This window comes from Kitasatospora sp. NPDC056651, from assembly GCF_042792155.1.
Lineage (GTDB): Bacteria > Actinomycetota > Actinomycetes > Streptomycetales > Streptomycetaceae > Kitasatospora.
Genome location: NZ_JBHTWX010000013.1, coordinates 42,754 through 54,954 on the forward strand (window position 1 = coordinate 42,754; position 12,201 = coordinate 54,954).

The 12,201-nt window shown below is 74.6% G+C and carries 11 protein-coding genes; 6 read left to right on the top strand and 5 right to left on the bottom strand.

The genetic code is table 11. The annotated features are described in order from the left end of the window. The first annotated feature begins 162 nt into the window (after positions 1–162). The 6 genes from ACFRAR_RS08130 (at position 163) to ACFRAR_RS08155 (ending at position 6,806) form a co-directional block, all read left to right on the top strand. On the top strand, positions 163–1,164 hold the full coding sequence (locus ACFRAR_RS08130) for a hypothetical protein (RefSeq protein WP_380696058.1): 1,002 nt from the start codon (positions 163–165) through the stop codon (positions 1,162–1,164). Then, complete coding sequence (locus ACFRAR_RS08135) at positions 1,161–2,309, top strand: hypothetical protein (RefSeq protein ID WP_380696060.1); 1,149 nt, start codon at positions 1,161–1,163, stop codon at positions 2,307–2,309. Before ACFRAR_RS08130 ends, ACFRAR_RS08135 begins: the two co-directional genes overlap by 4 nt. Continuing rightward, positions 2,306–4,165 (top strand): hypothetical protein, encoded by a 1,860-nt coding sequence (locus tag ACFRAR_RS08140; protein WP_380696062.1) that lies wholly within the window; start codon positions 2,306–2,308, stop codon positions 4,163–4,165. Before ACFRAR_RS08135 ends, ACFRAR_RS08140 begins: the two co-directional genes overlap by 4 nt. Further along, complete coding sequence (locus ACFRAR_RS08145) at positions 4,162–5,316, top strand: hypothetical protein (RefSeq protein ID WP_380696064.1); 1,155 nt, start codon at positions 4,162–4,164, stop codon at positions 5,314–5,316. The genes ACFRAR_RS08140 and ACFRAR_RS08145 overlap by 4 nt, the downstream gene beginning before the upstream one ends. A gap of 35 nt (positions 5,317–5,351) precedes the next feature. After that, the gene (locus tag ACFRAR_RS08150; RefSeq protein ID WP_380696066.1) at positions 5,352–5,951 is read left to right on the top strand and encodes a hypothetical protein; all 600 of its coding nucleotides are present in this window, start codon (positions 5,352–5,354) and stop codon (positions 5,949–5,951) included. Positions 5,952–6,161: 210 nt separating this feature from the next. Continuing rightward, complete coding sequence (locus tag ACFRAR_RS08155) at positions 6,162–6,806, top strand: hypothetical protein (protein WP_380696068.1); 645 nt, start codon at positions 6,162–6,164, stop codon at positions 6,804–6,806. A 48-nt stretch (positions 6,807–6,854) separates the two neighbouring features. Here the strand turns inward: ACFRAR_RS08155 and ACFRAR_RS08160 are convergent, their stop codons facing one another. The 5 genes from ACFRAR_RS08160 to ACFRAR_RS08180 form a co-directional block, all read right to left on the bottom strand. Beyond that, entirely contained in the window at positions 6,855–8,342 is a 1,488-nt protein-coding gene (locus ACFRAR_RS08160) for a GMC family oxidoreductase N-terminal domain-containing protein (protein WP_380696070.1), read from the bottom strand. Beyond that, on the bottom strand, positions 8,339–8,710 hold the full coding sequence (locus ACFRAR_RS08165) for a hypothetical protein (RefSeq protein WP_380696072.1): 372 nt from the start codon (positions 8,708–8,710) through the stop codon (positions 8,339–8,341). Before ACFRAR_RS08165 ends, ACFRAR_RS08160 begins: the two co-directional genes overlap by 4 nt. Before the next feature lie 86 nt (positions 8,711–8,796). Continuing rightward, the gene (locus ACFRAR_RS08170; RefSeq protein WP_380696074.1) at positions 8,797–10,215 is read right to left on the bottom strand and encodes an aspartate aminotransferase family protein; all 1,419 of its coding nucleotides are present in this window, start codon (positions 10,213–10,215) and stop codon (positions 8,797–8,799) included. Continuing rightward, on the bottom strand, positions 10,212–11,726 hold the full coding sequence (locus ACFRAR_RS08175) for an NAD(P)/FAD-dependent oxidoreductase (RefSeq protein WP_380696076.1): 1,515 nt from the start codon (positions 11,724–11,726) through the stop codon (positions 10,212–10,214). The genes ACFRAR_RS08170 and ACFRAR_RS08175 overlap by 4 nt, the downstream gene beginning before the upstream one ends. Further along, positions 11,723–12,106 (bottom strand): glycosyltransferase, encoded by a 384-nt coding sequence (locus tag ACFRAR_RS08180; protein WP_380696078.1) that lies wholly within the window; start codon positions 12,104–12,106, stop codon positions 11,723–11,725. The genes ACFRAR_RS08175 and ACFRAR_RS08180 overlap by 4 nt, the downstream gene beginning before the upstream one ends. Between the last annotated feature and the right edge of the window lie 95 nt (positions 12,107–12,201).

The window sequence follows — 12,201 nt, forward strand, 5'->3', positions numbered from 1 at the left end:
CGATGCGACCAACTGATCTTGAAAGTAAGGCAGTTGATCGCACGTCACTATAAGGGAGAAGAGCGGTTCATCGGGTGGAACCGGCGCGTGACGACCCCTCGGTGTGATACATCAGCGGGTGGCAGCGGGGCCCGGCCGGGCCCGGCGCCCGCAGGGGGTGCGATGCAGACAGATTTCTACGGCCGAAGACCACGCGGCCAGGCCGCGGAACCGGCCGCCGTCCGGATCGAGCTCGACGCGGAGGACCCCGCGGGCGCGGCCCGGGACGGCCTCCGGCTGCGGCCCGGCCGGCTGCTCCCCGCGAACGAGGCGGTGATGGTCGTCTCGTCCGCCGACCCGAGGCCGCTGAGCCGGATCATCGACGTCGCCGAGCAGCTGGAACTGTCCTGCCCCGAGGACCGCTACCCGCGGCAACTCGTCCGGGTGCTCCGCTGGGACGACACCCCCGGCGCCCAGCGCCTGCTGTGCTCCTGGCGCGGCCACCGGGCCGACGCGCTGCCGCCCGGAGTGACCCTGGCCGGCCCCCTGCTGCGCGAGGCCGCCCGGGACCTGTTCACCGCACTCGACTGCGTGCACCGGGCCGGGCTCGTCCACGGAGCCGTCACCCTCGACCGGCTGTGGTGGGACGACCTGTCGGGACTCCAGCTCGCCGGCCTCGAACACGCCAGGCCGCGGACCTCCCCCGGCCGGCACCAGGACCTCCGCGCGGCCGGACGGCTGCTGTTCCACCTCGCGACCGGCGAGGACCTGCGCCCCGGTGAACCACGCGGCGAGATCGAGCGGCGGCTGAAGCTGCTGGACGACTGGCCGTCCCGACTGCTGACCGACCTCCTCGTCGCCGACCAGCCGCCCGACGCCGGGAGACTCGTCCGGAAGCTCTCCCCGCGGCCCACGACGCCACTCCCCCGGATCTCGGCCGAGTACCGACGCGCGCTCGCCGACTTCGACGAGCTCCGAGCCGGACAGCGCCGGTTCCGGTCCTCGTCGCCCCCGCCCCGCCCGTGGCGGGCCCCGCAGCGGCGCCGGGCGGACGAGGAGCGGCCCCGGGGTGCCGGGCGGTGGGCGGGCAGTGGCGCGGAGCCCCCGGGCGCGTTCCGCCGCGGCGTGCAGTGGCTGCGCAACCTGGCCGGACTCTCCCTGCTGCTCGCGGCGGTGACGCGATGACGACCCCCGGCGGTACCGGGCTCGCCGGCGAGGTCGGCGTGATCGACTGCCCGATCTGCATCGGACAGCTCGACTGGGAGCAGGCCCCGCTGCTCACGCTCGACGCGGACGGCACCGAGACCCCGCTGGACCTGCGGACGGTGCGCGGCGACGCCAATCGGCAGCGGCTGCTGATGCACGCCTACCGGCGCTGCCCCGGCAACGACGCCCAGCCCTCGCACCTGCTCCCGGAGCGGTTCCCCGGACTGGGCACCCGGCCCGTCACCATCGGACTCGTCGGGGCCTCCGGAACGGGCAAGACGCACCTGCTGGCCGCGATGGTCAGCCGCCTCCACGACGCCGCGCTGATGGCCCGGATGGGCCTGACGGTGCAGGCACTGGACCTTCGGATGCACGCCGCCTACCTCGACGGCCACGTCAGCCGGTTCATCGACCGGCGCGAGCAACTGCCCGCCACCCGGATCGACGCGCCGGTCGAGTTCGCCGTCGGGCTCGTGGTCGAGGAACCCGGGACCGGACGCAGCCACACCGTGGTGATCTTCGACATGTCCGGGGAGCGGCTCCAGCGCAGCGACCGGGACCTCGCGTTCGTCAACCAGCTCAGCGGCCTGCTGTGCGTGGTGGACCCCACGGCCGTGCGCGACCTGACCGGGCCGGGGCTGGGCGGTGACGGCGGCGACCGGGCCTTCGACGCCACGATGGACCGGCTGCGGCAGGCCCGCTGCCGGCCCGGGGCGCCGTACGTCCCGATCCCCGCCGTGACCGTGGTGACCAAGGCCGATCTGCTCACCCGGCGCGGCTACGCGGAGATCAACCGGTGGCTCCCGTACGGACTGCACGAGGACCTCGACCTCGGAACGGTGGAGGAGGAAAGCCGGGCCGTCTACGCCTTCCTCGCCTCCCGCAACGGCAGGCGCTGGCTGGGCCCCACCCACGAGTGCTGGGACTCCACGCTGCACCTCGCCTCCGCCACCGGCACGTCGGCGGTCGTCGCCGAGGAGGGGCCGCGGGCGGTGGGACGCTTCCCCAAGGACTCCTTCCGTCAGCGGCGGGTGCTGCGGCCGCTCCTGACACTGTTCGCGCTGACAGGGGTGCTCGACATGGCGACCGCGCGGAACCTGGGCCGCCCCGAGGCCGCGCGGTGAGCGCCGCCGACGGTGACCTGATCACCTACCGCTGGTCCGAGCGCTCCCTGCTCGGCCGGAACGGCGTGGGGCCCGTGGTGACCTCCCTCGACCCGGACGCACTCGTCCGCTGGGACGACCGGCTTCGCTCGCTCGTCTGGGCGGCCGTGCCCGGCGAGGAGCGACCGGCCCGGCCTGGCCACGTCTACCGCCGCTTCGGCGACCGGGCCGTGCTGCTGCGCAAGGAGTCGGTCCGGGACGCCAAGGGCAGGGTCGGTTCCACCGAGGCCCACGTCCTCATCGCCCCGGCGGACCGGCTGACGCCGCGGGCGGCCCTCGCGATCTGCGCCACCCCCTGGCAGGAGTGGCTGCCCCCGGAGACCGGGGCGGCCGGCCCCGGCGCACCGCCCGCCGACCACCTGCGGCCCGTCCGGCTGGACCGGCTGCTCGCCTTCGCCGAGAGGTTCGAGACCGACGCCCTCGACGAGCTCGACGAGGTGCCGCACCGGCTCGCGGTCCGGCTGGGCGCACTGCTGCTCGCCGAGCCCGACCGCCCGCTCACCGTCATCGGGAGCCCCGCGTCCGGCGAGGCCGTGGTCCGGACGCTCGCCCGGGTGCTCGGCGGATTCGTGGCCCACAGCTGGGAGTTCGCCACCCTGGAGGAGAGCGACACCGCCGCGGAGCTGCCGGCCCTGGTCTTCCTCGACCAGTCGCCGCCGGCGAGCCTGCACGGCGGGCACGGCCGGCTCAGGGTCAGGGCCGACGCCGCGATCGACCCGCCCGCCGGGTCCGCCGGCGGACCCGGGGACCGCGGCGCCCGCGACCTGGCGGAGCGGCTGTTCTCGCTCGCCCACCGGCTCGGACCGCAGATCCTGGACCGACTGCGGCCCGAGCACGCCGCGGCGAGCGGCGCCGAGGTCCTCCGGCTGGGGGAACGGCTGCTCCTCGCCCCGGGCGTGCTCGGCGACGTCGACGTGCTGCTGCGGATGGCGGCTCTCGGCGACCTCACGCCGGAGGAGTCCGGCTACCTGACCGCGCCGCGGTTCATGGCCGGGATCGAGGACGGCCTGCACAGACTTCCGCCCGGCGAGCTCGCGGCGGTCCTCCGACTCTGGGCGCAGCACCCGCGGGCGGTGGCGGGCTTCGCCGACGCGCGCACCCTGCTGCACACCGAGGCGCTCGCCCGCTGCCTCGCCGCGAGGCCCGGCGGGGAGGCGGGGCTGCGCGCGGTCCTCGCCGCCGGCACGCCGGATCCCCGCGCGGTGCGACGGGCGCTGGACGAACGGATCCTGCCCCGGATGCACCAGTGGGACCCTCAGCACGGCCTCCTCGTGCTGGACGTGCTCGCCGAGCTGCGCGCCGAGGACCTGCCGACGGAGCAGCAGGGCGCCCAGCTGGTGGCCCGGCTGGGCCCCGAGAGGCTGCTCGACGGCGCGCTGCGCCGGGTGCGGCACTCGCCGGGCACGGCCCGGATACTGCTACGGGGCCTCGGCCCGAACCCCTCCCGCCGTACCCGGAGCCGGTTGAGCGAGGTGCTGGAGCGCTCCGGCGCGGTGCCGGACCTGCTGGCCCGGCTGTGTGTCGACGTCGAGCGCGGAGACGGGTCACCGACGGCCCGGCACCTGCTGACCACCCTGCTCGACCTCGCCCTGGGGCCCCGCGCCGATGCCGACCGGCTCCGCCGGCTCCTCGCCGCCTGCGGGCCCGTCCCACCGCCCGCGCTCCTGCGCGCCCTGCTGCACCGGGCGGGCTCCCGGCGCGGCCGGGAGGTGGTGAGGTCGGCGGCGGCCGACCTCTACCTGTTCGGCCGGCTCGGCCGAGCCGACGGGCCGCGTGCCCTGACCCACCAGGACCACTCCGAGGAGTCGCCCCGATGACCGAGCCCACGGCCAAGGACAACCTGCCCGGCATCGCGGACGAGCTCCAGCGCCTGGCGGAGCGGTGCCGGAAGCCCCCTCTGCCGGGCCGAGTGCTGGATTCGGTCGCCACGGCCCTGAGGGAGGACCCCGGGGCCCTCGCCGGCATGGACCTGGTCACCGCCTATCCGCCCGACCTGTTGGCCCCTGACGGCACGCCGAGCCAGGGCAAGGTCGCGGACGCCGTCGAGGTGGTCCGGGACGGCCTGGTGTTCCTGCCGATCGCCGTGACCTGGGCCACCCTCTGGATCGACCTCGGTCGCTACCGCGCTTCGAAGACCCAGGCCAACTTCCTGCGCCTGTGGTTCGACGGGGCCGGGCAGGTCGCGGTACCGACGGTGGTCGTCCTCGTCCTGCTGGTGATCCTCCTCAACGCCTGGCTGCACCGCCACGCCTCGGCCCTGAGACGGTCGGCCGACCGCCACGAGCTGCGCCAGAGCATCGCGTACGAGCTGATGCGGGCCACCCACTTCCTCACCGTCTCCGTGTCGGACCGGACGAAGGAGCTCTCCACCAAGGAGCTGGAGCGGACCGCACGGCTGCTCGCCCGCAGTGCGGACCAGCTGGAGAAGGGCCTGGGCGGCCTGACGGACCGGCTGCTGACGGTCCTCAGCCCGGGCCCGGAGGGGCAGTTCTCCACGGCTCTGCGGGAGTGGACGGCCTCCGCCCGGGAACTCGGCGCGCTCGGCCGGTCGATGACCACGCCGCAGGAGGTGCTCCACCACTTCGTCACGCTGCGCAACCAGCTCGCCGAGGACGACCGCGTGCTCCGCGAGGCGGTCCTCCGGCTCACCACCGAGGTGCGGGACACCAGCGCGGTGTCCCAGGTCTCCGCGCAGGCCCACCAGGCGGTGGCGATGGAGGTGATGGAGGACACCCGGCAGCTGGGAGCGGCGATGGAGCGCTTCGTCCGGCACAGCGACGGGCTGCAGGACCTCATGGACGGCCTGATCCGGCTCGTCGAGCACCTCCAGGAGCGGAACGAGGCCGCGATCACCGGTCCCGGGGGAATCCCGCCGGCGCTGAGCAACGCACCGGACCACGGGAGCGACCCGTTCGGCTCCGACGAGACCGGGCGGTCCCGCCGCTCCGAAGGACCGGAGCTCTACTGATGAGACCGCCGCAACGCCCCTCCGGAGAAGGCCGGATGGCTCCCCGCCACCTGGCGGGGTGGCTGTTCGCCGACCTCTTCCTCGTCCTCATGCTGCTGGCCTTCGGGGCGACCACACCCGAGAAGCCGGACGACTCCGCCGCAGACGGGGCGCCATCCGGCGCACCGTCGGGATCGGCGTCCGCCTCCGGGGCGCCGACCGCCTCCGAACCACCGACCGGATCCGGGTCACCCACCGCCTCCGGGCCGTCGGGCAGCGGGCTGACGTCAATGGGCCTCGATCCGCGCTCCGTCACGGTGACCGTCGTGGTCGGCAGCGGGCCGGTGCGCAGCGGCAGCCTGCCCGAGACCGTCGCCGGTACGGTCCTGGGCGAGGTGGGGGCGGCCGTCGAGAAGGACGGTGCGCGGCGGGGCGTGGGACTCGTGATCACCTCGGGGCTGGCGCCCACCGCCGGGCAGGGGCCGGCCCAGCAGCTCGCCGCCGCGGTGAACACCGTGCTCCAGAGCCGGCTCAGGAGCGCCTTCTGCGGACAGAGCGACCAGCAGGTCGTGCTCCGTGACGCCTGGCGCGGAGCCTCGACCTCCGACTCGGTCCAGGTGGAGTTGTTCTTCGTGAACGGCTGTCGGCGCCAGTGAGCCGCTGACATACTCGGCCCATGCCTGAGGAAACGGGAACCGAGGATCCGTCAGAAACACGGCCCGACCCGGTCGAAGGGGACGTCCGGGTGGGGCCGGGGGGCGTCGAGTACTTCGACGGGAGTGCGTGGAAACCGTACGGGGCGGTGCCGGATCCCGGTGGCGGGCCGGTCTTCCGGGACCGGCCCGCGGCCTTCGACGGGAACGCCGATGACTGAACCGCTACCCGACGTCACCCCGGGTCCTCGGACGGGTGCGGTGGTCGACAGCGTCGCGGACATGCGCAGCACCGCCCGCTGGACCATCGGCGCGCTCGGGGCGGTCGGCGGCCTGGTCCTCGGCGGCCTGCCGCTCGCCGGGGTGAGCGAGGTCCACGGCAGCACCGGACTCTGGCTCGCCTTCTCCGGGCTGGCCCTGACCGTCCTCGGCGTGAGCTGGGCGGTGTACTGGACCGGCGACGTGCTGACGCCCCGGCTCACCACCCCGGCCGCCTGGAACTCCCCGGCGGTCCGGCCGCTGCGCGCCGTCGCGGAGGCCGAACCGTCCCTCTTCTTCGGCCCGTTCGGCCGCAGCCCGGCCGACCTGGTCAGGGCCTGCGAGCTGCACGCGACCGTCCTCGCCAACCTCACCTCCGCCCTGGCCGCGCAGCCGGCGGCCGCGGAGGCGGACGAACTCCGGGCGGCACGCGCCATCGCCGAGGCCAACCTCGCCGGCGCCCGGCGCCGACTCACCGATCTGCTGGACCTCATGCACGCCTGGAGCGTGCGCGCGGCACTGGTCACGGCACGCTGGCACACCCTCGCCGGTGGCATCGCGGTCGCGGGCGGGGTGACGCTCTTCCTGCGGGCCCTGTGACCGTGCCGGGCTCCCGCCCCCGAGCCGACAAGGTCGGGCCGCGGCTGCTCAGCGACCACCGGGCCGGTGACCGGTGGGCTGCTCCAGGTACCGGGCCGTCATCAGGTGGGAGAAGCCCATGATGGTCTCCTGCGGGCTGATGCCGGTGGCGCCCGGCAGGACGCTGGCGTCACACAGTCGCAGGTTCGTGAAGCCGTGCGGGCGGCCCTGGGCGTCGCACACCCCGCCCAGGGCGGGTGGGCCCATCCGGCAGGACGCCATGGCGTGGACGGAGATCAGGTCCCAGCTCTCGGGCCGGCCGTGGAGCGCGAAGTCGGCCGCCTGCGCGGCGGTGGTCAGGCCGGCGGGCGCGGGCGGCAGCAGTTCGACCGCGCCGGCCTCCAGGAGGAGTTCGGCGGTGTGCCGGAAGGCTGAGCGGAGGAGGTCCCGGTCGCTCCCGGTCAGGCGGTGCCGCAGGACCGCGCCGAGGCCGGGTACCGCCAGCAGCCGTGCGGTGCCCTGGACGCTCACCTGGGTGGTGTAGACCGCGATCCGGTCCAGCTGGGCCAGCATCCGGTCGACGGTCCCGGCGGGGTGGGCGGCCAGCGCCGCGGCGAGCGACCCCGGGGTGAGGTTCGCGGGCATCACCCGCACCCCCCGGTCGGCGAACTCCTGGAGTTGCGCGGTGAAGATGGTGCCCTCGGTGGCGCGGACGGGCTCGCCGAACCGCGCCACCGTACGGAAGTTGACGTGGAACGCGATGGCCCGGCCCGGGCCGCGTCCACCGATGCCGCTGCGCCGCAGCAGCAGCGCGCTGCCGATCGGACCCGCGGCCAGGAACACGGTCCGCGGGAGGTAGCGCAGTCGGCGGCCGTCGCGCAGGGCGTGCACGGCCGTGACCCGGGTGCCGTCGTGTTCGAGTCGGACGACCCGGGTGTCGGGCTCGATGACCGCCGCGAGCCGTTCGGCGGCGGGCAGGTAGCTCACCAGCATGCTCTGTTTGGCCCCGGTGGGGCAGCCGGTGACGCACCGGTTGGCGTGGCGGCAGCCCCGTACCGCCCGGCGGGCCGGTGCCCAGCTCCAGCCGAGTCGGTCGGCTGCCTGGGCGAGCAGCACCGAGTCGTGGTTCCCCCGTCCGGGCGGCTGGTCGATGACACCGAGGCGACGCTCCGCCTCGGCCAGGTGGGGGGCGAGGTGGTGGGCCCGGAAGCCGTCGACGCCGGCGGACGCCCAGCGTTCCAGCAGGTGTTCGGAAGGACGCCAGAGCAGCCCTCCGTTGACGACGGTGGTTCCCCCGACGCAACGCCCCTCCCCGAAGGGGATGGTGGGCGCGCCGTGGATGGGCACCAGACCGCCCTGGCGGTAGAGCAGGCGCAGGTTCTCCGCCGGGGACGCCCGGGTGATCCGCTCCTGCGGGACGAGCGGGCCCTCCTCCAGGACGCGGACCTCCCGGCCCGCGCCGGCGAGCTCCAGGGCCGCGGCGCTGCCTCCGGCTCCCGAGCCGATCACCAGGGCGTCGCAGCGGACGGTGCGGGCGGCGCGGGCGGCCCCGGTCATCCGGGATCCCGGCGCGGCGTGCTGGAGGGCTCCTCCAGGGCGCTGTCCACAGCGCCGTCCAAAGCGCCGTGCAGGGCCAGCGCGAGGCTCACCCTGAGCAGTTCGGCGCAGCCGGGCACCGTGGACAGCCGGTCGACGACCCGTTGCAAACCGGCCCGGTCCGAGGTGCCCCGCAGCGGGATCGCCGGGTCCGCGAGGACGACGGCGACCGGGAACACCCGCATCAGCAGGGCGAACACCAGGCGGTACGGCGTCGGGAGGGCGGCCAGGGTGGCGGCCGTGTGGCGGACCGCGGCGGCCTGGCGGGACGGCTCGGCCAGGGCCGCGCAGCGGCCCGCCCAGAGCGGCGGAAGCCCGGCGGAGCGCACGCGCCGTTCCCAGACCCGCAGGCGACGGTGCTCACGCGCGGTACGGCACCCTTCGGCGGGTGGTGCGGGACGGCCCGTCGGGGCCCTCATGCGGTGACCTTCTCCCTGACCAGGCCCGCCAGGAGACGGGGCATTCCCTTGGCCAGTACCGCGTCCAGGGCTTCCAGGAAGACGTCGACGTCGGAGTCCTCGGCGACCAGGGGAGGCGCGGCGATCAGGGGGAGGTCGTGGTTGGAGCCGTAGTAGGTGAGCACCCCGTGGTCGCGGTAGAGGGCGGCGACCACGGCGGCGGTGGCCAGCTTGGCCCCGGCCTGCGGGTCGCGCGCGAAGGAGGACGGCAGCAGCCGCAGCGCGTGGTCGAGGGCGGCCGGACCGTGACGCAGGATGACGCCCTGGAGGGCGCCGGCGCCGCGCACCTCCGAGACCAGGTGCGGGTGGCCGGCGGCGAGGGCGGTGAGGCCGCGGTGCAGCCGCTCGCCGAGGCGGCGGGCTCTGGCGGGGTAGTCGTCCTCGACCGCGATCGCCACGGCCTCCAGCGCGGTGACCGTCTCCTCTCCGAACCCGTAGTAGGTGGTGCTGTGCAGGGTGGCGTCGGGGAGCGAGTCGTAGGCCCTGTGGAAGACGGGCTCCCTGGCCACGTAGCCGGAGATGGACGCCTTGCCGCCGCCGAAGGACTTGGAGGTGGTCACCACGTCCGGGACCAGGCCGGGGTGGCGCATGAAGTGGAAGAGCGAACCGGTCCGGCCCCAGGCGGTGTAGACCTCGTCGAAGATCAGGACGATGTCGTGCCGGGTGCACAGTCGGCGTGCCTCGCGCAGGAACTCCTCCGAGCACTCGCGGAGGCTGGAAGCGCTGAAGGGTTCCAGGACCAGCGCGTAGACGTCGCTCCCGCCCTCGGGCGCGGTGTGCCGCTCCAGGGCCAGTTCGAGGGAGGCAAGGTCGTCGAAGGCGAAACCGTCCGTGCCGGGGATCCGCGGGAAGGTGAAGTGCACCTCCGGCGAGGCGGTCAGGCTTCCCGCGCCGAGCAGCTTTCCGTGGAAGGCGATGTCGGAGTGCAGGACGGTTCCGCGATGGCCGCGGTGGTACTTGTAGGCCATCTTGAGGGCGCCCTCGACGGCCTCCGCGCCCGAGTTGGGGAAGTAGCTGACGTCGAGGTCCCCGGGCAGCAGCTGGGCCAGGTTGTGCCCGAGCGCGGCGACGTACGGTGAGAAGTAGTTCTTGTGCACCTCCATGCGCCCCCGTTCCTGGAAGCGTCGGCGGGCGGCCAGGATCCGGGGGTGGTTGTGGCCGTGGTTCAGGACGCCGATCCCGCCGGTGAAGTCCAGGACCCGCCGCCCGTCGCGCAGGGTGATCCAGCACCCCGAGGCGCTGTCCACGGCATCGCGGCCGAATCCGAAGGCGGAGAGCAGCGTCACCTGGCCCCGGCTGACATGACGGCGGTAGAGCTCGTGCACCCGCTCGATGGGCATCCGCTCGCAGTCCTCGGTGCTGATCAGGGAGTTCATGGCGTCCCCTCCTCGGGGCCGGACCGCGGACCCGTGCCGTTCCCGGCGTCGGGGGGCCGCGGATCGGGGGCGGTGCGGCGGGCGGTGCGGTCGGCGGTGCGGTCGGCGGTGCGGCGGGCGGTGCGCATCCGGTCGGCGATCAGGCGGCCGACGTGCCGTCCCTGCCGCACGGCGTAGTTGGTGCCCCGGTCCTGGGGGTAGATCTGGGCCATGCCGGCCAGGTAGAGCCCCGGCACCTCGGTCTCCATCGCCGGGATGCGGTCGGAGTAGCGCGGGGTGATGACCGGCTGGGCGTGATCGGCCCGCCAGACATGGTGGCTCCGGACCCAGTCGCGCCGGAACCGCGGGAACATCCGGCGCAGGTGCGGCAGGCTGGCGTGGAACACCGCGTCGTCGTCCATCCGGTACAGCTCGGCACTGGTCGGGAGGTAGGCGGACAGGTAGACCAGGTGGCGCCCGGCATAGGCGTCGGAGGCCTCCAGGTTGGTGTGCTCGATGACGCCGACGTAGGGGAACGACGGATCGGTGACGTTGAGCCAGTAGGTGTCCGACAGGGACCGGTCGTTCTGCAGCACCAGGCACAGATTGGCGAGGTAGGGGATGCCGGACAGCCGCCGGCGGACGGCGGGCACGTCCGGATGGGGCGGTGGCCCGGCGGGGGCGGGGGCGAGGAAGCCGGCGAGCAGGTCCGGCGCCGTGGTGGCCAGCACCCGCCGTGCGGGCAGTACGCCGCTGTCGGTGCGGACCCCGCACACCCCGTGGGCGTCGGTCAGCACCTGCCGCACCGGGGTGTTCGTGCAGATCCGGACCCCGAGTTCGGAGAGGCGCGAGACCCACGCGTCCAGCAGGGCGGCGCAGCCACCCCTCAGGTAGTAGAGGACCTCGCGGCCGCTGTGCGACCGGCTGCCACCGCGCAGGTGGAGCTTGGTCCACATCCAGGTGGCGCCGACCTCGGTCGCGTACTGGCCGAACTTGCCTTCCAGCAGCGGACGCCAGACCGTCTCGTAGACCTGCGGCCCGCTCAGCTCCAGCAGCCACTCACGGGCCGTGAGGTCCTCCAGGTCCCGCCAGTGCTTCACCCGGTGGGCACGCACCGCGGACCAGCCCAGCCGGACCCGGTCGGGCAGCGGGAGGGGGGCGAAGCGCAGCACGTCCCACGGGCTCGACAACCGGTACACCGAGTTCGCGTAGTAGACGCCGGTCCGGGTCCGGTGCGGCTGGAGCAGGTCGGAGCAGCCGAGTTCCGCGCACAGCCCCCGGATCTCCAGATCGGAGGAGAACCAGTGGTGGTAGAAGCGTTCGAGCCGGGCTCCCCCGACCTCGAACGACCCCGCCAGGCCGCCGACGTACGGCTCAGCCTCCAGCACCCGGCAGGCCACCCCGGCCAGGGCGAGCTCATGGGCGGCGGCCAGGCCGGTGAACCCGCCGCCGATCACCAGGACCTCGTCGCCGGACGCCGGGGCCGGCTCCCGGCCGTCCCGCGGTGCCGCGCCCGCCATCGGGCCGCTCACGAGGCCGCCGCCCGGTCGTCGGGGTCCGTCGGGCCCGCGGCGGCGCGGGCAGGCGGATCCGCGTCGATCATCACCACCGCGTCGCCGGCCGCCTCGCGCAGGCCCGCCGGCAGTCCGCACTGGTGGCCGACGTTCCGGCTGAACCGCACCAGGTGGACCCGGGGGTCGTCGGCGGCCGGCTCCCGCAGCACGTCCCAGGTGCGGTCCGTGCCGCCGTCGTCCACGAAGACCAGCTCGTGGTCGCAGCCGGCCAGACGGCTCATCACGGTGGTCAGCCGCCCGAAGGTCGCGGGCAGGACTGCCTCCTCGTTGAAACACGGGACCACGACGCTGATCAGGTACCGCGGACCGAGTCCCGAGGCCGCGCTGTTCTCGGACATCGCTGCTCCCCTCGAACCCTCCGGTGCTGTTCCGTCCGAAGGCGATGGGTCTGGGAGGTGTGGAAGGTCTGGGCGGCGCGGGCCGGGCCCGGCCG

Bases quoted from the DNA above. Each gene is read 5' to 3' on its own strand.
- ACFRAR_RS08130 (WP_380696058.1), top strand. From the start codon at position 163: ATGCAGACAGATTTCTACGGCCGAAGACCACGCGGCCAGGCCGCGGAA.
- ACFRAR_RS08135 (WP_380696060.1), top strand. From the start codon at position 1,161: ATGACGACCCCCGGCGGTACCGGGCTCGCCGGCGAGGTCGGCGTGATC.
- ACFRAR_RS08145 (WP_380696064.1), top strand. From the start codon at position 4,162: ATGACCGAGCCCACGGCCAAGGACAACCTGCCCGGCATCGCGGACGAG.
- ACFRAR_RS08150 (WP_380696066.1), top strand. From the start codon at position 5,352: ATGGCTCCCCGCCACCTGGCGGGGTGGCTGTTCGCCGACCTCTTCCTC.
- ACFRAR_RS08155 (WP_380696068.1), top strand. From the start codon at position 6,162: ATGACTGAACCGCTACCCGACGTCACCCCGGGTCCTCGGACGGGTGCG.
- ACFRAR_RS08160 (WP_380696070.1), bottom strand. From the start codon at position 8,342: ATGACCGGGGCCGCCCGCGCCGCCCGCACCGTCCGCTGCGACGCCCTG.
- ACFRAR_RS08170 (WP_380696074.1), bottom strand. From the start codon at position 10,215: ATGAACTCCCTGATCAGCACCGAGGACTGCGAGCGGATGCCCATCGAG.
- ACFRAR_RS08180 (WP_380696078.1), bottom strand. From the start codon at position 12,106: ATGTCCGAGAACAGCGCGGCCTCGGGACTCGGTCCGCGGTACCTGATC.